The sequence below is a fragment of the Limnoraphis robusta BA-68 BA1 genome, assembly GCF_034932365.1.
GTDB lineage: Bacteria > Cyanobacteriota > Cyanobacteriia > Cyanobacteriales > Microcoleaceae > Capilliphycus > Capilliphycus robustus.
Genome location: NZ_JAYGHR010000073.1, coordinates 1 through 24,308, shown reverse-complemented (window position 1 = coordinate 24,308; position 24,308 = coordinate 1). Strand labels below are relative to the sequence as shown.

The 24,308-nt window shown below is 41.7% G+C and carries 20 protein-coding genes; 11 read left to right on the top strand and 9 right to left on the bottom strand.

Annotation, left to right across the window (positions count from 1 at the left end):
• Positions 1-268 precede the first annotated feature (268 nt).
• Complete coding sequence (locus VB836_RS20745; protein ID WP_323222146.1) at positions 269-901, top strand: TMEM165/GDT1 family protein; 633 nt, start codon at positions 269-271, stop codon at positions 899-901.
• Between the two features lie 418 nt (positions 902-1,319).
• Here the strand turns inward: VB836_RS20745 and VB836_RS20740 are convergent, their stop codons facing one another.
• Entirely contained in the window at positions 1,320-2,663 is a 1,344-nt protein-coding gene (locus VB836_RS20740) for a ribulose bisphosphate carboxylase small subunit (protein ID WP_323222144.1), read from the bottom strand.
• 92 nt (positions 2,664-2,755) lie between these two features.
• Complete coding sequence (locus tag VB836_RS20735) at positions 2,756-2,983, bottom strand: type II toxin-antitoxin system HicB family antitoxin (protein ID WP_323222143.1); 228 nt, start codon at positions 2,981-2,983, stop codon at positions 2,756-2,758.
• 167 nt (positions 2,984-3,150) lie between these two features.
• Here VB836_RS20735 and VB836_RS20730 point away from each other — a divergent pair, with 167 nt between their 5' ends.
• From VB836_RS20730 to VB836_RS20705, 6 genes are all read left to right on the top strand, one after another.
• Positions 3,151-3,816 carry an SOS response-associated peptidase gene (locus VB836_RS20730; RefSeq protein WP_323222141.1) on the top strand — a complete coding sequence of 222 codons (666 nt, stop codon included), beginning with the start codon at positions 3,151-3,153 and terminating at the stop codon, positions 3,814-3,816.
• Positions 3,817-3,899: 83 nt separating this feature from the next.
• A complete protein-coding gene (locus VB836_RS20725) occupies positions 3,900-5,240 on the top strand; it encodes a cytochrome P450 (protein WP_323222139.1) in 1,341 nt (446 codons plus the stop codon).
• Positions 5,241-5,335: 95 nt separating this feature from the next.
• Positions 5,336-6,622 carry an NYN domain-containing protein gene (locus VB836_RS20720; protein ID WP_323222137.1) on the top strand — a complete coding sequence of 429 codons (1,287 nt, stop codon included), beginning with the start codon at positions 5,336-5,338 and terminating at the stop codon, positions 6,620-6,622.
• 81 nt (positions 6,623-6,703) lie between these two features.
• Positions 6,704-7,912 carry a 4-hydroxy-3-methylbut-2-enyl diphosphate reductase gene (locus tag VB836_RS20715; protein WP_323222136.1) on the top strand — a complete coding sequence of 403 codons (1,209 nt, stop codon included), beginning with the start codon at positions 6,704-6,706 and terminating at the stop codon, positions 7,910-7,912.
• A 387-nt stretch (positions 7,913-8,299) separates the two neighbouring features.
• Entirely contained in the window at positions 8,300-9,673 is a 1,374-nt protein-coding gene (locus VB836_RS20710) for a cytochrome P450 (protein WP_323222134.1), read from the top strand.
• Between the two features lie 39 nt (positions 9,674-9,712).
• On the top strand, positions 9,713-10,582 hold the full coding sequence (locus VB836_RS20705) for an Rpn family recombination-promoting nuclease/putative transposase (RefSeq protein WP_323222132.1): 870 nt from the start codon (positions 9,713-9,715) through the stop codon (positions 10,580-10,582).
• Positions 10,583-10,723: 141 nt separating this feature from the next.
• Here VB836_RS20705 and VB836_RS20700 read toward each other — a convergent pair whose 3' ends face one another.
• The 3 genes from VB836_RS20700 to pgeF all read right to left on the bottom strand — a co-directional run bounded on the left by VB836_RS20700 (position 10,724) and on the right by pgeF (position 14,383).
• Positions 10,724-12,619: a M48 family metalloprotease gene (locus VB836_RS20700; RefSeq protein WP_323222130.1), complete on the bottom strand. Its 1,896-nt coding sequence runs from the start codon at positions 12,617-12,619 to the stop codon at positions 10,724-10,726.
• A gap of 204 nt (positions 12,620-12,823) precedes the next feature.
• Positions 12,824-13,438: a CPP1-like family protein gene (locus tag VB836_RS20695; RefSeq protein WP_046279979.1), complete on the bottom strand. Its 615-nt coding sequence runs from the start codon at positions 13,436-13,438 to the stop codon at positions 12,824-12,826.
• A gap of 147 nt (positions 13,439-13,585) precedes the next feature.
• Positions 13,586-14,383 (bottom strand): peptidoglycan editing factor PgeF, encoded by a 798-nt coding sequence (pgeF, locus tag VB836_RS20690; protein WP_323222128.1) that lies wholly within the window; start codon positions 14,381-14,383, stop codon positions 13,586-13,588.
• Between the two features lie 243 nt (positions 14,384-14,626).
• On the opposite strand from pgeF, the gene VB836_RS20685 reads away from it, so the two are divergent.
• Both VB836_RS20685 and VB836_RS20680 read left to right on the top strand, forming a co-directional pair.
• Positions 14,627-15,481: a biotin--[acetyl-CoA-carboxylase] ligase gene (locus VB836_RS20685; protein WP_323222126.1), complete on the top strand. Its 855-nt coding sequence runs from the start codon at positions 14,627-14,629 to the stop codon at positions 15,479-15,481.
• A gap of 27 nt (positions 15,482-15,508) precedes the next feature.
• The gene (locus tag VB836_RS20680; RefSeq protein WP_323222124.1) at positions 15,509-17,386 is read left to right on the top strand and encodes a M23 family metallopeptidase; all 1,878 of its coding nucleotides are present in this window, start codon (positions 15,509-15,511) and stop codon (positions 17,384-17,386) included.
• A 75-nt stretch (positions 17,387-17,461) separates the two neighbouring features.
• Here VB836_RS20680 and argF read toward each other — a convergent pair whose 3' ends face one another.
• From argF to VB836_RS20660, 4 genes are all read right to left on the bottom strand, one after another.
• Positions 17,462-18,379 carry an ornithine carbamoyltransferase gene (gene argF / locus VB836_RS20675; RefSeq protein WP_046279982.1) on the bottom strand — a complete coding sequence of 306 codons (918 nt, stop codon included), beginning with the start codon at positions 18,377-18,379 and terminating at the stop codon, positions 17,462-17,464.
• Between the two features lie 440 nt (positions 18,380-18,819).
• On the bottom strand, positions 18,820-19,854 hold the full coding sequence (dusB, locus tag VB836_RS20670) for a tRNA dihydrouridine synthase DusB (protein ID WP_323222122.1): 1,035 nt from the start codon (positions 19,852-19,854) through the stop codon (positions 18,820-18,822).
• Between the two features lie 238 nt (positions 19,855-20,092).
• Entirely contained in the window at positions 20,093-20,794 is a 702-nt protein-coding gene (locus tag VB836_RS20665; RefSeq protein ID WP_323222119.1) for a Uma2 family endonuclease, read from the bottom strand.
• Positions 20,795-20,906: 112 nt separating this feature from the next.
• Positions 20,907-21,779: an inositol monophosphatase family protein gene (locus tag VB836_RS20660; RefSeq protein ID WP_323222117.1), complete on the bottom strand. Its 873-nt coding sequence runs from the start codon at positions 21,777-21,779 to the stop codon at positions 20,907-20,909.
• A 229-nt stretch (positions 21,780-22,008) separates the two neighbouring features.
• On the opposite strand from VB836_RS20660, the gene VB836_RS20655 reads away from it, so the two are divergent.
• Positions 22,009-22,305: a hypothetical protein gene (locus VB836_RS20655; protein WP_323222115.1), complete on the top strand. Its 297-nt coding sequence runs from the start codon at positions 22,009-22,011 to the stop codon at positions 22,303-22,305.
• A gap of 271 nt (positions 22,306-22,576) precedes the next feature.
• Positions 22,577-24,037 (top strand): Asp-tRNA(Asn)/Glu-tRNA(Gln) amidotransferase subunit GatA, encoded by a 1,461-nt coding sequence (gene gatA / locus VB836_RS20650; protein ID WP_046278725.1) that lies wholly within the window; start codon positions 22,577-22,579, stop codon positions 24,035-24,037.
• Positions 24,038-24,308 lie beyond the last annotated feature (271 nt).

Below are 24,308 nucleotides of genomic sequence, written 5' to 3'. Positions count from 1 at the left end.
CAAACAAGCTGATCCTATAAATTCATCCTCAAAAAAATATTCTATCCCTTCAATTGATCGCTAATCTAGAAAGATGAAACAACTATGAATTAAAGATGATTCATCTATGAAATATTAGGACAATAAAATCTTATTTTTGCTCTAGTTGTAGATTTTAGGTATACTAGAGAAATCAAACCAATGATTAATATTTGATCTTATATCAAATATTAGGATTAAATCTTGAGCTGAAAATTTTAATCGACAACTGAGGAGTTGAAAAAATATTATGTTAACTGCATTCACAGCCGGACTATTACTGATTACCCTCTCTGAACTGGGAGATAAAACCTTTTTTATTGCGGTGATTCTCTCGGGTCGCTATTCTCGAAAATTGGTGTTTTTTGGGGTAACACTCGCTTTAGCCTTAATGACTGTTTTATCTGTTTTTGTCGGACAAATTGTGTCTGTATTGCCTAAAAATTATTTACATTATGCAGAAATAATCCTCTTTTGTGCTTTTGGGATTAAACTCTTGTATGATGCTAGCAAAATGTCGGCTAAATCCAGCCAAGAAGAAGAAAAAGAAGCCGTAGAAGCTGTTGAAAAAAGCAAATCAAAATTTCCTAAACGCAAAAGTTCATTCGGAGTTGTTTTAGAAGCTTTTCTCTTAACGTTTACGGCTGAATGGGGCGATCGCACTCAAATTGCGACGATTGCTTTAGCAGCCAGTTATCACCCTGTTGGAGTCGTTTTAGGTGCGACTTTGGGTCATGCTATTTGTGCAGCTATTGCGGTTATTGGCGGACGATTAATTGCTGGAAAAATTTCTGAACGGATGATTACTGCTATTGGCGGTTGTTTATTTATTTTGTTTGGTTTAGTCGCCATTTGGGAAGGGGTAGGAACACAAACAATTTAGCAGGGAACAGGGAACAGAAAAGTTGGCAAAAGGCGCTCTTGCAAAAGGCAGTTTTGTAGGGGCGGGTTCTGAATAAAGATATATTTCTCAGAAAAAACCTTTATAAACCCGCCCCTATGAGACTAAAAAACCCGGTTTCTTCAAAGGCTTTCTGAAATTGCCGATGTGCATTGTAAAAGAAACCCCATACTAGAGACTAAAAAACCCGGTTTCTTCAAAGGCTTTCTGAAATTGCCGATGTGCATTGTAAAAGAAACCCCATACTAGAGACTAAAAAACCCGGTTTCTTCAAAGGCTTTCTGAAATTGACGATGTGCATTGTAAAAGAAACCCCATACTAGAGACTAAAAAACCCGGTTTCTTCAAAGGCTTTCTGAAATTGACGATGTGCATTGTAAAAGAAACCGGGTTTTTGGCTTCAATTTGAACCGTTAGGTCGTTGAATAATCGTCTCAATTACCCGTCGTTTAGCTTGAGTATCAATCCCAATTAAACGCACATAATCATTGGGATTTTCTGATAGACAAGCCTCAATTGCTGCCATAATTTCTGAGTGATGACTGCTATCAATAATTGAACAACTTTTCCAAGATCCTGTTTTGAACCGACGCGGATCAGCATATTCCAAACCGACTCGATATCCTGCTTCTAAAATCTGTTCAATTTGTTCAAGAACGTCTAAACTCAGTTTCGTTGTCACTGCTTGACCTTCACTAATAAAAGTTGATCCTTTACTATCTCCTTGCATCACAGCACTCACTTTGCTATCAAACCGATGAGGCGGCATAATTGGGTTATAAGGAAGATGAGTTTTTTGAGTATAATTTGCTGGTGGCTGAACCGAATTTGATGGGGGTTGGGGTTGTGTTACTTCGGGATGAAAGATGCGGTATTGGTTATATTCCTCGACTAATCTTAACTCTTTAATGCGTTGCTGTTCTTTTACCATCTGATGACCCATTTCTAACAAATGAGAAAAGCTAAAATTAGGGTTTTTAAATTCGGGAGGTTTTTCTGTACTATTGACAATGCGCTTAGAAATTTGTTCAATTCCTACTTGATGAATAAAGCGTTGAATTTGTTCGTCGTAAATTCGCGATCGCAATGCACTAAAGAAATCTATCGACTGTTCGGGAAACTCTTCAACTAACTTCACTATATCCTGTTTTAATAGTTCTTGTTGAAAAATTCCTTCCACAATTTCAACCCGTTCTTCTGGGATGGGTTCCCAATAGAACTTTTCCATCCGTCCATCTCGAATTAGAGGTGCATAAAGTGTTGAAAAATCATTTCCAGTGACAATAATCGGAATTCGTTGTAATGGCGTTGCATCATAACTTCCGGGTAGTTGAACATTCGTCGGATTATCCGCAATATTCATCAAAGTGGCGTTAACTAACTGAGTATTAACCGTGTATTGGGTTCCCGAGTCAAAACGTCCTGCACCCGCATCAATATCATTAATAAATAATGCACACATTTGACCTCTTACCCTCGTTTGTTCCGAGGCTTCACGATATCGCAGTCGAATTAACCGTGAAGGATCTCCGGCGTCTGGACTCTCTAATTCACCCCCAGAAATGGTAACAGGTTCAAATCCTAGTTTCTCAAACACCAGTTCACATTGAAAGGTTTTTCCTTCTCCCTTGCGTCCATGTATTCCTAAAATCAGGGGAACTCGCAGGTTAGAGATTTTTAAGAAGTTTTTGGTGATATGAACGGCTAATTTGTCAAGAAACCTGGGAGAGATATAATAAGACATAGGAAGAGTAAAATTTGATTTGACAATATTATTTTAGGCTAAAACAGACCTTTTTAATTCCATGAGATTAAATTTTTGAAGTCTTGTATAATTTATGCCGACTTAAAATTGTTTTCTGATGTTTTAGGTTGAGGTAAAGGTTTACCATCCTCTTGATAGTCTTGAACCAGCAATTCTAACACCTCTTGAGCATTATTTAATGCTTCTTCATCGGTATCACCATGAGTGTGAAATTCTTGAGTGGGAAAATCAGGTAAATGCACTAAATAACATTGATCTTCGTTTGACCATTGAATCACAATTGTATAATGAAGTTTCATTCATCTCCTCCTGGCTGTTCTTGAACTTTTTTCAACATCTCTAGTTTACGATTGACTTCTTTATATGATTTTATTTTTTATATTCAACGGTTTACACAACCTCAATTTAGAAAAAATCTGTCAGAATAGGAAGAGTGTAATTTTCAAAATTTCTAGATTTTAAGTTTATGTGTGGACGATTTAGTTTAAGCTGTTCAGCCGAACAAATAGCAGAAATCTTTCTGCTATCCGAAATTCCTGAACTAACGCCTCGTTATAATATCGCGCCGACTCAGTTCATTGCAACGGTTAGTCAGAATTCCAAGTCTGAAAACCGACAATTTAACTGGATGCGTTGGGGTTTAATTCCGTCTTGGGCGAAAGATAAAAAAATGGGTGCAAAATTGATTAACGCGAGAGTAGAAACCGTCACCGAAAAACCCTCATTTCGCCAAGCCATTCGCCAGAGACGCTGTTTAATTATCGCTGATGGGTTTTATGAATGGCAAACAAAAAAAGACCAAAAACAACCCTATTATTTTCATCTAGAAGAACATCAACCTTTTGCTTTTGCGGGACTTTGGGAACGTTGGAAATCTCCCGAAAAGGAAGAAATAATTTCCTGTACAATTTTAACCACAGAAGCCCATGAGGAAATGCGTTCAATACATCATCGTCAACCGATTATTATTCCTGAAAACCTATCTTCTCAGTGGCTTGACTCCCAGTTAACTGAACCGCCAGAGATTTTACCCTTATTGGTGTCTCAACCTGCTTTAAAGCATTATCCCGTTAACCTCGTTGTGAACAAACCCAGTCACGACGAACCGGACTGCATTCAACAAAGCTTTTAACAAAAATTTTAACAAGATTGATGCAAAATCACAATAATTTGTCATAATAAATAAAGAGCAAAATCAGAAGAAGGAAAGCATTTATGACCTTACCAAACGGCCCCAAAACGCCTCGGGTTCTCAGAATGATGAAATTCGTTGCTCGTCCCCTCGATTATTTAGAAGATTATTATCAACGCTACGGTGACTTTATTCGCATTGGGCAGTCAGAAACTCCCCTAATTTATGTTAACCATCCCGCAGCCATTGAAAAGATTTTTACCGCTAGTCCCGAACAGTTTAGAACGGGAAATGGAGGAGGAGTATTACTATTTTTATTGGGGGATAATTCCGTTTTTATTGTCGATGGAGAACGCCACCAACGTCAACGTAAACTCTTAATACCTCCCTTTCATGGCGAGCGCTTAAAAACCTACAATCAGCTTATTTGTGAGATTACCAAACAAGTGATGTCACAAGTTAAAATTGGTCAACCCTTCCGAGTTCGTGCCTTAATGCAGGATATCACATTAAGAGTCATTTTAAAAGCAGTATTTGGGCTAACAGAAGGAGAACGTTATGAACAATTACGACATCTTTTAAGTGCGATGATGGAGGCTATTGGTTCTCCTTTAGCGGCGAGTTTAATCTTCTTTCCGATTTTGCGTCAAGACTGGGGAAACTGGAGTCCTTGGGGGCGTTTTTTACGCTACAAACAACAAGCCGATGAGATGATTTATGCTGAAATTAGAGAAAGAAAGCAAAAGAATGATTTTTCCGGTGATGATATTTTAACGCTGTTAATGTCAGCCAGAGATGAAGCCGGGGAAGCGATGAGTGAAGCCGAACTTCGAGATGAATTAATGACACTATTAATTGCTGGACATGAAACCACCGCCTCCTCATTAACTTGGGCGTTATATTGGACGCATTATTTACCAGAAGTTCAAGATAAATTACGGTTTGAATTAGAAAATTTAGGCAAAAATCCTGATTATAATGAGATAGCGAGACTCCCCTATATAACGGCAGTTTGCAACGAAACGCTGCGAATTTACCCGGTTACTTTAACCTCTGGTGTGCGAGTTTTAAAACAACCCTTAGAATTAAGCGGTTATTCTTTTGAACCGGGAACGGTACTCTTTCCTTGTACCTATTTAGTACATCAACGAGAAGATATTTACCCTGAACCCAAACAATTTAAACCGGAACGATTTTTACAACGGCAATTTTCCCCCTATGAATTTTTCCCTTTTGGTGGGGGTCATCGTCGCTGTATTGGGAGTGCAATGGCTTTATTAGAAATGAAGCTTGTTCTTGCAACAATATTATCAGATTGGCAACTCCAACTTCCCCAAAATAAAGCTTATAAACCCGTTCGTCGAGGGCTAACGTTATCGCCTCCTGCTGAGTTGAGTTTAGTTGCTCTGAAACAGTTAAACTAGAAGGAATAAGAATCAAAAATCAGGTGTTATTTTTACTCTAGTTAGCATTGAGCGACTAGAGTTTTTGAAAACGTAAATCTTGACTTAGGTAAATTATGACTAAAACTGTGGCCATTTTTTATGATATCGAAAATCTTTTAAAAGGATATGGATCTTCTCAAAACTATATTAATAGTGTTTCTATAAAATATATTTTTAACAAAATAAAAAGCCTGGATATGGTTGAATTTATTGCAGTACAAAGAGCTTATGCGAATTGGAGTGACCCGAGATTATCTGTAATGAAAGGAGAAATTAACGAACTTGGTATTGATCCTATACAAATTTTTGGTTTTTCTAGAAATACTCATAAAAATGCAGCAGATATTCAGTTAGCCGTTGATGCAATTGATTTAGCCTATTTAAGAAGCTATATTGAAATTTTTGTGATAGTATCAGGTGATGGGGGCTTTTCTGCATTAGCGAAAAAACTGCATGAATATGGAAAATATGTCATTGGTTGTGCTTACTTTAACGCAACAAATAAAATATTTGAGTCTGTTTGTGATGTTTTTATTGGGATTGAAGAACCCGAAGATCACGAAAGAGAACGAGGGGATTTAGAAAAGGTCTTAAAAATCACTAATCCTAAAGTGATTCGATTATCTGAGCAAATCAATAGATTAGCCGTTAAAGATAAGAAACAAATTATTAATCAATCTCAAGGGATTATCAATTGGTTTATCAAAGATAGTGAAAGTTACAGGGATTTAGGAACAACAGGAATTCATTTATCTGTAGTCAAAGAAGCATTTAAGTATGGAATAGAAGATTTTAATCCGTCTTTAATTGGCTTACCAAAATTTGTTAATTTTCTTCAGTTTGTTTGTTCATCTACAGAAATTAAAGTTTTAAGATCAGAACGAAATGAAACCATCATTGCACTGAGAAATGCCAAAATTAAAGGCTTTGAAGATCTGCCAAATATTGAGCAAGATTACTTGCATTCTTTAGAAAATTACCAATCAATATTAGCTCATGGAAGTCCTTGTATTAAAATCACAAGCTCTCAAGATTTGAAGAAAATACTCATCACCCTATCTCAACTCGATAACCCCGAAGGGAGTTTAGACAGATTACTCGATTATATTAATCATGTATATCCCGAAGTTGAAAGCGAAACGATCAACTCCTCATTAATTACATTAATTAATATTGATCTCTTTGAAAGACAGCCCACTGATAAACCGTTATCTGAACAAACTTTAAAACTAAAATCTGATTACTTAGATTATGAATTAACGCTTCAGAGAGTCAAAGAAGCTATCTCATCTAAATTATCAAGTTTTTGGGGAGAACATTTAAACGGCGATACCCTGAATGTACTGATCTCTGATTTGTAGAAAAAACATTCTTAAAATGTAGAGATCTGTCAGAGAACGTTTTACAATATCATAAAAGAGAAATCGTCATGTATAGGCTGTATGGATACAAAAGCGTTTAGAAGATCACTGCAACAATCAGAATCCTATCACCGGAAAGGCTTCGGACATGAAGAAGAAGTCACAGAGGTCATGCAGTCAGCTTATCAAAGCAGTTTAATTCAACAAATTCGCCAGAACAACTACACCCTCCAACGCGGAAACGTCACCATCCGACTAGCAGAGGCGTTTGGCTTTTGTTGGGGCGTCGAACGGGCGGTAGCAATGGCTTATGAGACCCGTCAACATTTTCCCACAGAACGCATCTGGATTACTAACGAAGTGATTCACAACCCTTCTGTCAATCAACATTTGCTTGATAAAAAAGTTGAGTTTCTCCCGATTATTAATGGACAAAAGGATTTTTCTCAGGTGAAAACAGAAGATGTTGTTATTTTACCTGCTTTTGGTGCCAGTGTTCAAGAGATGCAAATTCTCAATGACAAAGGCTGCAAAATTGTAGATACAACTTGTCCTTGGGTTTCTAAAGTTTGGAATACGGTTGAAAAGCATAAGAAAAAAAGCTACACTTCAATTATTCACGGCAAATACAAACACGAAGAAACCGTCGCAACCAGTTCTTTTGCGGATAAATATCTAGTGGTGTTGAACCTCGCCCAAGCTGAATATGTTTGCAACTATATTCTAAATGGCGGAAATCGGGAAGAATTTCTAGCCAAATTCAAACAGGCTTATTCAGAAGGGTTTGACCCCGATAAAGACTTGGAATGTGTGGGAATTGCCAACCAAACCACGATGTTAAAAAGTGAAACAGAACACATTGGGAAGCTGTTTGAGCATACTTTAATGCAAAAATACGGCCCTGACAAATTAACTGATCATTTCCAAAGTTTTAACACCATTTGCGACGCCACGCAAGAACGTCAAGATGCCATGTTAGGATTAGTTGAAGAAAAACTGGATTTAATCATTGTCATTGGCGGTTTTAATTCTTCTAATACAACCCATCTCCAAGAAATGGCAATTGTTCGGGGAATTCCATCCTATCATATTGATAGCCCAGAACGCATTATTTCTGGCGATCGCATTGAACATAAACCCTTAGAAAAAGAGATCGAAATCGCAGAAAATTGGCTACCTAATGGAGAAATTGTGGTTGGAATTACCTCGGGGGCTTCAACACCAGATAAAGTCGTTGAAGATGTGATTGAAAAGATTTTTGAGTTGAAAGCCAGTGTCGTTTCAGTGTAGAAAATGATGCTGAAGGTAGCAGCCTCTCGTTGACTTCTCCCTAAGCCTTTCCTACAAAGACAGGAAAATAGTATCTCCGAAGCCTCCCAAGCCTCCCTTAAAAAGGGAGGTGCCGTAGGCGGAGGGATGAGGAGAGAAAATAGAGGAGTAGAAAGGGGTTTCCCTTAGAATAGGGTAAGGTTTTTATCTTTTGAAAGCTTTGACAATACTGTGACAGTTAGCCAAATGGCACAATGAACAGAAGTGAAGCGGGAGTTTAGTCTGTATTTTCAACCCTTTATCGTTGTGCAGTACAAATAATCGTCATAATCTGTTAAAACAAGAATAAGCAAACCTTTAACATTTTCCACTATTGCTGCTGATTAAACAAACACCATTCAAACAACTATGAAACCATTAAACAGCCTCAAAACAAACAACTTTATTCAACGTCTACAATGGGTATTCGACCCCATTCAGTACATGGAAACCAACGCCCAACACCATCAGGATATTTTCACAACCAGTGTTGCTGGTCGGTTAATATTTGTCAATTCCCCAGAAGGAATACAAAAGTTACTTACTCACGATACCAAAGAATTTTCCGCCCCCGGTTCAGTCAATGGTATTTTAAGACCTTTACTCGGTGATCAATCTGTTATTCTATTAGATGGCGATCGCCATAAACGACAACGAAAATTATTAATGCCTCCCTTTCATGGCGACAGAATGCGAAATTATGGTGAATTAATCCTCAAAATTACTCAACAAGCCACCGAAAAATGGAAACCGGGTCAACCGTTGATCGCCCGAAATACCATGCGAGAAATCACATTAGCGGTGATTTTACAAGCCGTTTTTGGGATTTATGAAGGGTCACGTTATGACGAACTCAAGCAATTAATCGCCTCATTACTTGCTGTGACAGACTCTCCAATTAGTTCAAGTTTATTGTTTTTTCAATTCCTACAAAAAGACTGGGGTGCTTGGAGTCCTTGGGGTAGATTTTTACGAATGCGCCAAAAAATTGATCAATTATTATTTGCAGAAATAGAAGACCGTCGTCAAAATTGGGATGAAAATCGCACGGATATTTTAAACTTAATGATGGCGGCGCGAGACGAAGACGGACAACCGATGAGCGATGAAGAATTGCGGGATGAATTATTAACATTATTATTTGCAGGTCACGAAACAACAGCCACCGCAATGGCTTGGGCGTTGTATTGGATACATCGACAACCGGAAGTTTATCAAAAGCTGATTCAAGAGTTAGAAACCTTACCCGAAAATCCTGACCCAATGACGATTTTTCGGCTACCTTATTTAACCGCAGTTTGTAACGAAACCCTGCGAATTTATCCCGTTGGGATGTTAACATTTCCCCGAATGGTACATGAACCGATGGAATTTATGGGATATCAATTAGAACCCGGAATGAGTTTAGTCGGTTGTATTTATTTACTGCATCATCGAGAAGATTTATATCCAGAACCCAAACAATTTAAACCCGAACGATTTTTAGAACGGAAGTTTTCCCCCTATGAATTTTCACCCTTTGGGGCAGGTGCGCGTCAATGTATTGGGATGGCTTTAGCACAGTTTGAAATGAAGTTAGCACTCGCCTATATTCTTCAAAATTATCACCTAACTTTACTCGAAAATCATCCCGTTAAACCCGCCCGTCGAGGAGTAACATTATCGCCTGTTGGGGGGATAAAAATGATGATGAATGGGCGAAGAACCCCGTCAAAATCTGTCGCTATTCCTGCAACGGTTTAACAATCATTCATTGAAAGTTTGAGGGGCGAGTTTAATCTCATGTACGACAATATTTGTAAATTCATCGCTGAAGAATTTTCCACCGACTTAGCCAGTTGGTTACTCGGTGAACCCATCCAACTCACTCAACTCAGCCCCAAAGAACTTTCGATAGAACCCATTCGCACCGATGCGTTAATTTTACAACAGTCTAATAATTTAGTTCTTCATGTCGAATTTCAGACTAAAACAGAAGCCACAATTCCCTTTCGGATGACAGACTATCGCCTGCGAGTGTATCGGCGTTATCCTGATAAAGAAATGCACCAAGTCGTCATTTATCTCAAACAAACGGCTTCAGAGTTAGTTTATCAAAATACGTTCGCCCTAACTCGAACTCGCCATGAATTTGAGGTTATTCGCTTGTGGGAACAGCCAACCGAACAATTTCTGAATTCACCAGGATTATTACCTTTTGCGGTATTAAGTCGAACTGATGAAAAAGTGGAAGTGTTGCGGGAAGTGGCGCGTCGAGTTGAGGCGATTTCTGATAGACAAGTTCAGTCGAATGTAGGGGCTTCTGCTTTTATTCTGGCTGGGTTAGTATTAGAGAAGGAAATTATTCAGACAATTCTGAGGAGGGATATTATGGAGGAGTCTGTAACTTATCAAGAACTTAGAAGGGAAGCTCGTGAGCAAGGACTTCAAGAAGGTAGAATAGAAGGACTTCAAGAAGGTAGAATAGAAGGACTTCAACAAGGACTTCAACAAGGACTTCAACAAGGATTTCAACAAGTAGCACTCAATTTACTGAGGAGTGGAATGAGTCTCGAACAAGTGGCTAATTTTACAGGTTTATCCGTTGAACAGGTGACACAATTACAGTTAACTTCTAACCAACCTGAGCCTCCTGTTTCCGAAGATAATTAGTTAATATATAGCGGTGTGCGCTCGTATGAGGTACAAACCAGAAACCCGGTTTCTGCTAGAAACCGGGTTTCTACCCAATCGGTGCTGTACCTCACAGAACTGAAAACTGTAAACTGTAATTAACCCGCCCCTACAGAATCCTTACAACGCGGTAATTTTTTCCTGAATTTTGGCGTGTTTTTCTACTCCTTCAAACGCATAACGGTTGTAACCATTGCGTCGAATTAATTCCTCAATATAAGCCACTCGTTCATTGGTTGCGGGATGACTTGAGAAAAACGAAGTCCCGCCTTTTGAACCCTTTTGTTCTGCCAATGTTATCATCAAGTTATGTAAGCCATCCGCCGCATATCCAGAGGTTGCTAATACGCGAGTTCCGACTAAATCTGCTTGTCGTTCTTGGTCACGATTGTAGTCTAAATTAATCAAATTTGCAATAATATTTCCGATGGGAACGGTATTGTTTAAAGCCGCATTCACAATTTCTCCCAAGTTATTGTACACATTATTGGTAATCACTTGTTTAAAGCCATGAGACAGCACCGCATGACTGACTTCATGGGCTAATAAACCCGCAAGTTCCGCTTCAGAATTCGTTTTTAAAATCGCGCCCGTATTCACAAAAACTTTCCCTCCCGGTAACGCAAACGCATTCAAAGCTTCGTCTTCAACCACATAAAATTCATACTTGAAATCATTTCTTCCCATGTATTTTGCAACTTTATTCCCCAATTCGTTCACATAGTCAACGATTTCACCTTCTTGAACAATGGGTAGTTCTCGTTTATACATTCCAGCAATTTCATTCCCAATTCCTGACTCTCCTTGAATTAAAAGCGTCCCCATTTTTACCCCTTCTCCAACAATAGCCCCCACTGGGTTACATCCCCCTAAAAGAACACATCCTCCCACACGCACAGCAGTCCCTAAAATTCCCCGTCTCACCATTTGTCCTTCCAGTCTTCCTTGAAATTTTTTCAGGTTTTTATCTGCACTTTCTGTTAAAGCTGGCGTTTGGGGATGTTCGGGTTGAATGAGGGTGAATTGACGCGCTGCAATAGAAGCTTCTAAATATTTTTTATCGGCTTCTAAAGCTTGAACTTGTGCTAAAATGAGTTCATAAGAATCGGGAAATAAACTGGTAGCTTGTTCTAAAACATTGAGCGATTGTTCTGTTTTCTGTTGTTGTTTATAAGCTTCAGCCAGTAGTAAATGACCGGGAATAAATTCAGGATATTGTTGAACAAATTTTTGTAATGAACTCGGATCAGAGGTTTCTTTCCAAACCGCTTGTGATTGCATCCACAGCGATTGTCCTTCGGGAATTAACTGTTTAGGATTGGTAATGGGTTGTAAAATTTGAGAAATTTGTTCAAGCTCAAAAGGTCGTTTAACTTGTCGATAAAGTTGCTCGGCTTTTGCTTTATTTCCACCTTGAAAAAACTGATCGGCTTGCGCTAATAACGTAAATCGTTCAGAACGTTTAAATTCCTCCTCCAGATTTTGCAGTTTGTTTTCATTTTCAACTTTTGGAGTCTGTTTTTGATTTTCTGTGGAAACTGATAACCGTTCTAAATTGGCAATTTTTAGAGAATATTTACCCGACTGAACCGCCGAATTAGCACCAGCAACTTGTAGGGTATAAACGCCATTTTGAGGAAGGGTAATGTTAAGTTCTGACTGAAATAGATTCCGGTTAACTTGACGACTGACAGCGATGTTTTTTCCTTGAGGATCGAGTAAAATCAGAACGGGAACAAAATCAGAACTTTCCGCCGTAATGGTGACAGATTGACCTGCTCTTGCGGTAAAATTATGAGAATTAAAAGAATTTTGACTAAATCCTGGGGCGACATCCGACTTGAGAACGCCATCTTCTGCTAAAATAACAATAGAGGAAAGGGGATGAGCCGGAGGCGTGGCGATCGCTTTATTGCCCGTCAGCCAACTCAACGGAACCCCGCTAGACAACAGGTTGATACTGAGAAATAGAGCCGCACCTAAAGCCACCCATCTCAAACGATTGATTGATTTCATTACACCAGAAAAATCTCTAACTCTACATTTTCTAAAAATATAGAATATTTCTAGGCTAAAAGTGTTTCAGGCCCAGAACTCAAACGCAACAATCAACAGATACCCGTTTGACGCACCCTACTTTTTGACAAACAAGAAAGTCTGAAGTCCTCCACAGAAAAAGGCTTTAAACTTCAAACTTTCCTGTTCACCTCAAACAAGGGACTACCGCAGAAAACAACAGACCAACCATAAAACAATCAAAGTCACCAAAGTAATAAATCGTTCCGGTTCTAACAGACCCGCCATTGGAGTGAGTAAACTCCCCAAAATCAAGCCAAGAATTAGACCCGCCACCGTCAACAAAACGGCTCGACCAAATTGGTTTTCTTTACGATTGAGAAAATACAAACCAGCTCCCACACCTAAAGCCAGAGGAAGCTGCAACAACTGGATATTCATTCCCGGATAGAGACTCAGAACACTTAATCCCCCGTAAATCGCCGATGTCAATAACACATCTGAGCGAGTGGGAGTGTCGAGTATTCGTTGTAACCAAGCAGGTTTTGAGGTGTTAGACGATTGCACCTCAGCCGTCGAGGTTTTTTGTTTTTGCAGCACCCGTTCTGGAAAACGAATGCGTTCGGGAACCTTAATTTTCCCTTCCTGACGCAATTTCAATCTATCCATCAAAATGGCATCGTAAGCCGCTTCAATGGACTCAATGAGCTGGCGCTCACCACTGCATTGCTCTCTCAGGCGATTGCGTGCATCCTGAATTTCATCAAAGGAGGCATCGACAGTGACCCCAAGCTGTTCGTAGGGACTTTGCTCACTCATCGCAGTTTGTTAAACTTTTTCTCTAATGTAAGCTTAACGCGATCCCTATCAAGATAGAGGATCAAGTTAAGGGGTTTACTTCTAAAAATAGACACAGACAGTCCATACTGACCAGTATACAAGACGCTGCCTTGGGTGGATGTGACTTTAAGACTGAATGCTAACAATTCCTGACCACTGAACGTTTTTCAGGTTGTCGCGGCGATAGGAAAAAAATGACTCAGGTTGTTTGTAGGTACAGTGAGGAGAAATAGCGACTTGTTCGGGACTAACGCCAAGTTGTTCCAATTGTAAAGCGTTCACCCGACGGACATCAACCCGTACTTTATCCGGTTCGGGGTCTGCTAAAACGGGAGACTCCGCCAAGTCAAATAACGCCGCTAACACCTCCTCAACCGCAGTTGTTGTTTTTATCGGTAAAATTGTTGTTCCCAACTGTACCGCTACATCAGAGGACACTTGATAAACCTCCCCAGAAATCCCTGGCCCCATCGCAATTTTCAGATTAACCAATTGACTACCTTGAGCTTGAAACAGAGCGATCGCTTGAGGTAAGATTTTACTGGCTGTTCCTCGCCAACCCGCATGAATTGCCGCCACGTTTCCGGTTTGCGTATCTGCAATTAAAATAGGCACACAGTCAGCACTGGCAACCCAAACCGCTTCTTGAGGTTTTTGAGTCAATAAAGCATCAGCTTCGAGAAGTTCAATGGAGTCAGTCGAGTCAGGAGACGGTAAAGGCGGAACTTGGTCGGTTTTCAAGACTAAATTACCATGCACCTGTTTAACGCGGTAAGCTGAAGTCGAATTCGGTAAAATCTTGACTAACTCAGCCGGAGTCCAAGGACTAAAATGACGACTGAGAAAGCCATGAGGCACCGAATCGAGTAAACTACATTTGAGATAGGGTAATTCTTGCCAGTGCTGCCAGTACCAATTGTGCATATTTCAGTTTAGAGTGACCAATGAACAGTTATCAGTTATCAGTGACCAGCGCGAAGTGCGATCTTGGGGTTTCCCCAAGTAGAGCAACTTCGTAAGAGAGTGACCAGTGAACAGTAATCAGTTATCAGTGACCAGCGCAAACTTGCGGCCCGGCGGTTTCCGGCGAGACTTAGTTTGTAAGAGAGTGACCAGTGAACAGTTATCAGTTTTGCCTTTTGCCTGCTATATTATCGGAATTTGACTGTGACTCTCAATTTCCAACGTCTAGAAGCCATCCTGGAAACCTTACAAGAGTTAGCTGAACCCAACAATAGCTGTGATCACGATCCGCTTCCAAGTTTTAACGTACATTTATTTGATTGTATTCCTTCAACCCATCAAATCTTGTGGCAACTGATCAATTCAGGTGCAGAAGCCGGAACAGTAGTCATCGCTTCCGAACAAACAGCCGGACGGGGACAATGGGGGCGAAAGTGGCAATCAAGCCAAGGTGGGTTATACTTGTCGGTGGCAATCAATCCCCAAATTCAGGCCAGTCAGCAAGCCCAACTGACGCTGAGTAGTGCATGGGGAATTGCGACAATCCTGCGGGATTATCATATTCCGGTTCGTTTAAAATGGCCGAATGATCTAATCCTGACAGAACGCAAATTAGGTGGTATCCTAACAGAGACAAAAGTTCAGAATGGGCAAATTGTTCAAGCGCTCATCGGGGTCGGCATCAATTGGGCAAACTCTATCCCAGAAACGGGAATTAATCTGCAAACTTATTTTGCTCAAAATCCCGATTTAGCAAAGCTGTACTCCCTGGAAATGTTAGCCGCACTGGTTTTGCAAGGATTGAGAATCGGTTTGAGGCAACTGTCAACAGTAGGAATAGAACATTTACTGACATCCTACTCCCAGCTCTTAACCTGTATCGGGCATCAAGTTAGAGTAGCAGAAGGCTCTGGTGTGATCATTGGAGTAAATGCAACAGGGGAACTACGGATACGGCTTGAATCCCATGATGCCAATAAAGCCCAAGAAATTTGCATCGAGCCAGGTAAAATAAGACTTGGCTATGGTTCAGACGAATCATTTCATATCAAATCTTGACCTATTGACATCGGTTGTGTGAGGAAAATGACGGAATCTCGGTACTCTAACCAACGCCTCCGATCCTCGGATTGTGTAAGCGAACCAAAGCAATCATCTAACCTAGCTGACATTAGCAAAATTCGTTCTTGTCTGATTGCAGGCAGTTCAGCCATTTTAGGTTTAGGCTGTGTTACCAGTTTAGGGATGCTCGGCGGTAGTGCGATCGCCACGCAAGAATTTTCTGTCCCGGTAGACTCTCAACCCTACGAGGGGACTCCGGCAACTGCACCGGAAGCCTACAGCGCCCCGGAATCCTATTCCGCTCCCAGCAACAGCGCCCCGGAATCCTATTCCGCTCCCAGCAACAGCGCCCCGGAATCCTATTCGGCCCCCAGCAACAGCGCCCCGGAATCCTATTCGGCTCCCAGTGGTGGCTATGGTTATTCCTCGGGTTATGATTCTCAAATGGGTGACTACTCTGCACCTGCACCCACACCAGCGCCCGATTATCAAGCGCCAGTCGGAGGATACAGCGAGTCAACGCCTGAACCCGATTATCTCGAACCTGCGGCGACTGAACCTCCACCTGTAGATAGCTATTACGCAGAACCGCCTCAACTGGAAATTCCCGATCTTATTCCTCCGCCATCCGAACCGATCGAATTCCCGCCTGAAGAAGCAACCATTCCCTCACAGGAAGATTCTCTGTCTCTCCCAATTAAAGAACCTGTTGCTCAACCGCCCGTCGAAACATCCGAAGATGCAGCAGGAAACAACTATATTGATCCGACAGAATACAATATTGGGGCGACAGATGGTTATGAATCACCGAATACGGTAATTTTCTCGGAACGTTCAACCGGATGTGAATTTGCGGTAGGCGTTGGGGGTACTATTCCAGATGGGGCTTGTTTACCTGTCGAAAGTCCGGCTTACACGGCTGATAGTATTCCCGTTTATCCGATTGTTGTCGATAGCGGGACTGTTGGCGATCCTGTGGAGAGTTTCCCGCCGAGTCCCGGTAGTCGTAATCCTCTGGTGAGAAACAGCAATCCTCCGGTTAATAGCAATACCGTTGAACTCAACAATAACAACGCCTATGCGGGGAATAGCTACAGTGGCGGTCCTGCTTGGGAACCCGCACCTGCACCTGCTCCCGAATGGTATGGAGAGTCACCCAGTCAAGTTCCTGTAGCGGGTTTGAGTCCCATTCAAGTTGGACCAGTGAGTGTGAGTGCGATGAGTAATTCTGGGATGAGTTACTATAACCGCACGATGCGACCCCCTGCGCTTCCTGGAAATGGCGATACTAATTTATTATTTCCCTTGAGTATTCCGGCACCAATTACCTCTTTATTTGGTTGGCGAACCCATCCGGTATTAGGGTATGGTCGCTTCCACACCGGAATTGATATTGGGGCTGATACGGGAACGCCTGTGGTAGCCTCCTATTCTGGCCAAGTCACGATCGCAGACTGGTTAGGCGGTTACGGACTGGCGGTGATTGTTGATCACCGGGCAAAATCTAACGAAACCCTTTATGCTCACTTATCAGAGCTGTTTGTGCAACCCGGAGATTGGGTAAAACAAGGAGAAGTCATCGGACGGGTAGGAAGTACCGGAATGTCTACCGGGCCACACCTACACTTTGAACTGCGGAAATTGACCGATCAAGGTTGGGTAGCGGTGAACCCACAAACCGATCTAGAATTTGCTCTGGCTCAATTGTTGAACACCATGCGAACCGCAGAAGTGCCGCCAGAAAGCTTTATTGCAGCTTTACCCCAAGAAACCGTTGATGCGAATACAGGAACACCTAAATTACCCCCATTACCGCCTGGGATGGATATTCTCGTTCCCAACCTCGAACCGCCTACCTTAAGTTTTGGGTTTGTGGAGAATCTCAAATCCCAACAGGAATAGTCACACCTCACCCCAGGACACAAAGTCACGAAGATTTGATCTGTTTGTGTCTTCGTGTCTTAGTGTTGTTCTTTTTTATCCCAATAAAACCGCGAGTAAAGCTTTTTGGGCGTGCATTCGATTTTCAGCTTGATCCCAAACTCGTGACTGTTTTCCTTCTATAACCCCGTTAGTAATTTCTTCTTCTCGGTGGGCGGGTAAACAATGCAAAACAATAGCATTATTAGCCGCTTTTGCCATTAATTGTTCATTAACTTGATAGGGTTGAAATAGAGGAATGCGGGTGCGGGCTTCTTCTTCTTGACCCATACTCGCCCAAACATCTGTATAGATAACATGGGCATTTTTTGCCGCTTCTATGGGATCATCGGTGACAGTCACTTCGGTTTTGCTGCTGGCAATTTCTATCGCTTGATCAACAATATCACGATTGGGTTGATGATCAGCCGGAGCGGCTATTCTCACATTCATTCCCACCATTGCACAACCCAATAGCAACGAATGCGCCATATTATTCGCACCATCGCCAAAATAGGTTAACGTTAAACCCGAAAGCTTGCCAAAACATTCCTGAACCGTCATTAAATCGGCGAGAACTTGACAGGGATGTTCGCGATCGGTTAAAGCATTAATAACCGGGATTTTCGCATAATCAGCGAAGGTTTCGAGATCTTTTTGTTCAAAGGTACGAATCGCGATAATATCAAGATATCGATCCAAGACTCGCGCCGTATCCACTAAAGGTTCACCTCGACTTACTTGAGTGACACTGGGGTTGAGATCAATCACCTGTCCGCCTAACTGATACATGGCTACGGTAAAACTAACCCTTGTTCGGGTTGAAGCCTTAGAAAACATCAAGCCCAACACCTTATTTCGTTGAACCTTTACCATTCCTGACTTCAGTTGCGATGCTAACCCTAGCAGCGAGTACAACTCATCCACACTCACATCAGCCAAACTGAGGAAATCTCGTCCTTTCAGTGATTCCATAGTCGCCTTGTCAATCTTCGGTGTTCAGTGAAACGTTGATATTCGCTCACTCATTCTCGTGTCATTTTAATAGATTAAAGTTGATCGCGATCGTGAACTTTATACAAAACTAGGAATTTCTCAGGGAATGGGGTATTTGGGTTCGCCTAGAAATGATCTCAGATTCCCAGGTGTGTGAGGGTTGACAAAGGGCGGCTCATTCTGATAAATTATGGATAGTATTTTTTATAATCGAGTGCTGCAAAAAATATTTTTTTCACAACCATCCCATTATTAAATAATAATACCCGGAGCAGCCGGAAAAAGTCAAGAGGGTCTGCTGAAAAAAAATAGCGAAATTTCCGGGAAAAACGAGTTTGAGCGCAAAGTGCGGTCTTGGTGGTTTCCATCAAGGAGCAACTTTGCAAGAGAAGGCAATGGAGAATGAATAATTGTCTTCCCTATGTCCCCTGTTCCCTATGCCCTGTTGGTTCTAAAATAGCGATCGCCCCATCTATTAAATCACAACCCTGTTCTACAGACTCAATTTTCGCCAATTGGTTACGGAGTTCATTCGCCCCGGCAAAACCCTTCGCATACCAAGTCATATGTTTACGAGATTGATAAATTCCCCGTTCACCTTTATACTCTCCTAAAGCCTGGAGATGTTCTTTGGCGCATTGGAGACGTTCAACGGTATTCGCCCCAGGTTTGACTTCTCCCGTCTTGAAAAACGAGTCTATTTCACCGACTAAAAAGGGATATCCCAGGGTTCCCCGAGAACACATCACCCCATCAGCGCAGGTTAACTGCAAACAATTGACAGCACTCTCCACTGAAACAATATCACCATTGGCAATCACGGGAATAGAGAGAATTTGCTTAACTTTAGCAATCCATTCCCATTTTGCTTTACCATTATAGCCTGCCGCGCGAGTGCGAGCATGAATGGTGATCATGGCGGCGCCTGAGTCTTCCATGCGTTTGGCGAAGTCAAGAATATTAATTTCGTTGTCATCCCAACCAATACGGGTTTTTACGGTTACGGGAACATTAACCGCTTTGACAACAGATTGTACAATAGCTTCGGCAACTTCTGGCTGTCGCAACAACGACGAACCCCCGCCTTTTTTGGTGATTTTATTCACTGGACAACCCATGTTAATATCGACGGTATTCGCGCCTTCTTCTACCGCTCGTTGGGCGGCTTCGGCTAAAAAATCCGGCCGACAGTCAAACAGTTGTATACTGATAGGGCGCTCGTTGGGGTCTACTTCCATCATTTGGGGAAGTTCTTCGAGATGACGAACTTGAGACGCATGAACCATCTCAGTATACATCATTGACAGGGGCGCATATCGCCGCACTAACCGCCGAAATACTAAGTCAGTAACACCCGATAACGGCGACTGAAGCACCCGACTATTCACCTCAACGGTACCAATTTTGAGGGGAGTAGATAAAAATTGTTGGAGTTGGGGGGAGAGAACAGACATAGTTGCAGTGTTGGGGAAAAAGTATTTTAAGCGCTGGTTGAATTATTTCTAGTTTACCTCTCCCCCAACCCCTCTCCTACAAGGCGAGGGGAGTAAGAATAAAAACTCGGTGGGAAATATCAACCCAGTTTATCAAAGAAACCGGGTTTTTGGGATGATAATATTTCATCTTATATAAAATACCGAAAATAATGCTACATATCTTTTCTTTCTCCCCATCTCCCCATCTCCCCACCTCTTACAAGGTATCGGGATCGATGTTTAATTCTCGAAGTTTTGCGGCTAGTTTTTCTTTTTGTTGTCGTTCAAGTTCTAATTGTTGCTGTGCTGTTTGGGCGGCTTCTTCCGGTGTGGGAACTAATAAGCCTTCGGGAGTAAAAAACCTCAATTTCTGTTCATAAATTCCGATCAAAAGTTGTAGCTGTTGACTCCAAAGCCATCCCTGTTCGTTGGCGTGAATGTCTTGATATTTGCCATCAACTAAATGAAAACCCTGGAATTCTAAGGTATCTGGAGAAAACCAAAAATAGTCGGGTGTGCGGAATATTTCTTGATAGATTTGTTTTTTTTCTGTCCGATCAACTTTGGCGGTTGAATTGGATAATAGTTCTATAATAACATGAGGATATTTTCCGTCTTCTTCCCAAACAACCCAACTTTTTCGGGGTTTGCGTTCGGTGTTCAAGACAACAAAAAAATCAGGCCCTCGGAAGTCTTCAGATTTCTTTTGATTCGGACTATAATAAATGGTAAGATTGCCCGCAGCAAAATAATCTTGTCTATCTTTCCACAGCCAATCTATACATTTTAGCAGTAACAACAGTTGTTGTAGATGTAGATAACTTTCTAAAGGTGGCTCCTGACTTTCTAAGTCACTAGGGGGATATTCTATTTCTTCAAATTCTTGTTGGGAACGTTCCAAGTCTTGAGCTATTGTCATAATATTATTCAGTTCTATCTTTTCAGTCTATCCGTGTAAATTTTATCATAGCATATTAATTCAAATTTAGGGGCGCAACGCTTGCGCCCTAAAAGTTTAATTGAGTATTAGTTTAAGCGTTTTGTAGGGTTTTTGCTGCTTCTAATAAATGTCGATGAACCGACTCCGTAGCCGCCACTAATAAACCGGGACGAGTATAATTTTCACAGGTGTTTAAAGGAGGGGGAGAACTTCCATCATGGGTAGTAACAATACATCCTGCTTCTTGGGCTAAAAATGCCAATGCAGCCCCATCTATAAATTTACCGGACCGAAGCACTGTTCCGCAAATACAACCGCTTAAAATTCCATTGTGGTTGGGAATTTGTGTTTCTAAACTGTAATCATTTCCTACATCAATGACATCATAATTTTTCTGAAGTAAAGGTTTGAATTCACTCATTCCCCATCCCAACAAAATAATCGGTTCGGGTGAGTCTAATTTTACCGGAACACAAGCGTCTAAGTTGTCTTCGAGGGAACCTGTAAATGTTCCTTCGCCTCGCAGTGCATAATAATAGGTGTTTAATGTGGGAGAAATGGCTAACACGGCTTCAAATTCATCGCTGTTTAAAACTGTGAGAATGATTTGATAGTTGTTATGTCCGTCTAGATAAAATTTGGTTCCATCAATGGGATCGAGTGTGACTAAATAATCTCCTTTTTCTCCGAGTTCAATACTGCGAAAATATTTGGTATTTCCTGACAGTTCATGTTCTTCACCATAAAACCGAATATTCGGAAAGGTTCCTAACAGTGCGACTTCAACTAAAGTTTGAATAGATAAGTCTGCATCGGTTAATGCTTCGGCGAAGAAGTTATCTCCGTCTTTGGCTGGAAGGGCGCGAATTAGGGGCTGAAGTTGACGCGCATAACCCGCAGCGACTCGCAGATAGGGAAGTAATGTTTCTAAAATTTGGCGAGGGGTAGGGGTAGGGTGAGACATGAGTTAAAAAAAGATGCAGTTCAACTCTAGCAAAGCATTTTCTTTCCGTTCTGACAAGTCAAAATAGAGGGGTTCAGGAGTGGGGGGGTGATCAATGTTGTCTGTGAGAAGCATATATTTTGGATGAACCCGCCCCGACAAAATGGGTAATGAGTGATTGTTTTTCAGGGGTGATGGCTATTTTATGATAAAAATATAGAATCCCCTTAAATGTTTGATCAAACTGCTCGTGAAATTCCTGACGACTATCTTACTCTTGCTGTTGTTTTTGTTAACGTTTCCTCAAGCGTCTCAAGCGTCTATGTGTCGCACTGTGAATGAAAACAGGATTTGTATTTTGAGTATTAAGCGCAGTGCAAAATATCATTGGGAATATCGAGCGTCTGTGAGTATTAATGGCAAGCAAAAGCCGATGGAAATTTATAATTGTCGCAGACAGACTAAAATTGATGGGGAGGGAAAGACGAAACGGTTTGAGAAAAATGGAGCGGGTGAATTGATTTGTAGTTGGTTAGAAAAATCATAAAACAATGCGATCAGCAGGGTGTTGAGTCAGGGGCATAACCTTGGGAATCTCAGTAAGAATCTGGATTAATTTTAAATGAAATCTGTTAAACTGGGTAATCGATGTTGTACAATGTTATTGTTTTCCAGCAAGAGGCTTGGAAACGAGAGGATTAGGCAAAAAATAGCTCAAGTCATCTATACAATTAACCTCAAAAATCGATTCACAGGAAAATGATCTCGTAATTTTGGTAAACTCTGATCGATAGAAACTAAAACAAAGAGGATAGGGAATGGCGTCCATCTGCGAGTTACACCAACAACTGGTTAACAAGGAACGCTCGGCTGTAGAGATTGTTCAAGAAGCGTTAGACCGTATTGATCAGCTTGATTCAAAATTAAACAGCTTTTTATGTGTAACAGCAGATCGAGCGTTGCAGCAAGCTCAACAAGTCGATGCTAAAATAGCCGCAGGAGAAGAAATCGGCTTGCTGGCTGGAATTCCTATTGGCATCAAAGATAACCTCTGCACTCAGGGAATCACTACAACCTGTGCATCCAAGATTTTAGAGAATTTTGTCCCCCCCTACGAATCTACCGTGACGCAAAAGTTGGCGGAGGCGGGTGCAATTATGGTGGGGAAAACGAACTTAGATGAATTTGCGATGGGGAGTTCCACTGAAAACTCTGCCTATCAAGTTACCGCAAATCCTTGGGATTTACAACGGGTTCCGGGCGGTTCTTCGGGCGGTTCGGCGGCGGCGGTGGCGGCGGATGAATGCGTTGTGGCGTTGGGTTCTGATACAGGCGGTTCTATTCGTCAACCTGCTTCGTTTTGTGGCATTGTCGGGATGAAACCCACTTATGGGTTGGTATCTCGTTATGGTTTGGTGGCTTATGCGTCTTCTTTGGATCAAATTGGCCCTTTAGCCCGAACTGTTGAAGATGCGGCGATTTTATTACAGGCGATCGCAGGTTATGATGCAAAAGATGCTACGAGTCTCAATGTTCAAATCCCAGATTATGTAGCCGCCCTCAGACCAACGCTGAAACCCAAAAGTCGCATCAAAATTGGTGTGATCAAGGAAACCTTTGGAGAAGGGTTAGACCCTGTTGTGGAAAAAGCGGTGACGACGGCGGTAGAAACGTTGCAGGAATTGGGTGCAGAAATTCAGGTGGTTTCTTGTCCTCGTTTTCGTTATGGTTTACCCACTTATTATATTATTGCGCCGTCAGAAGCCTCTGCAAACTTGGCGCGTTACGATGGGGTGAAATACGGTTTTCGCAGTTCGGATGCCGAGAATTTGATTGATATGTACTGTAAAACCCGTGCAGAAGGGTTTGGGGCGGAAGTCAAACGGCGGATTATGGTTGGAACCTATACGCTGTCGGCGGGGTATTATGATGCCTATTATCTCAAAGCCCAAAAAGTCCGAACGCTGATTAAACAGGACTTTGAACGAGCGTTTTCTCAGGTTGAGGTGTTGGTTTGTCCGACTGCTCCGACAACAGCTTTTAAAGCGGGAGAAAAAACGGCTGATCCCCTGAGTATGTATTTATCAGATTTAATGACCATTCCGGTGAATTTGGCGGGTTTACCTGCTGTTAGCATCCCTTGTGGGTTTGATGAACAAGGACTTCCCATTGGGATGCAGTTAATTGGCAAGGTGTTGGGTGAGGCGAGACTGTTTGAAGTGGCTCATGCTTATGAACAGGCGACGGCTTGGCATAGACGCAAACCTCAGCTTAAATAAATATCACGGGAATCACTCTATTGGGTGATGTCACTGTTATCGGATAGTCGGTACATTATAAAGTAAATCCAAAACATGATGACGACCTGAGAATAGCTTAGATGCCTTGCCTTGGCTCTGAGCTATTTTTTTTGTAGGGGTGGAGTGAACTACCGACACTAAATCGAAGCGATTATAGTGTCGGCTTCTAATATCGCGGGGGAATGCCTTAGAACGGACTTGCGTCCCAACTTTGGTCTTACTCCCCCTCCATTAGCAGAAACGGCTGTTC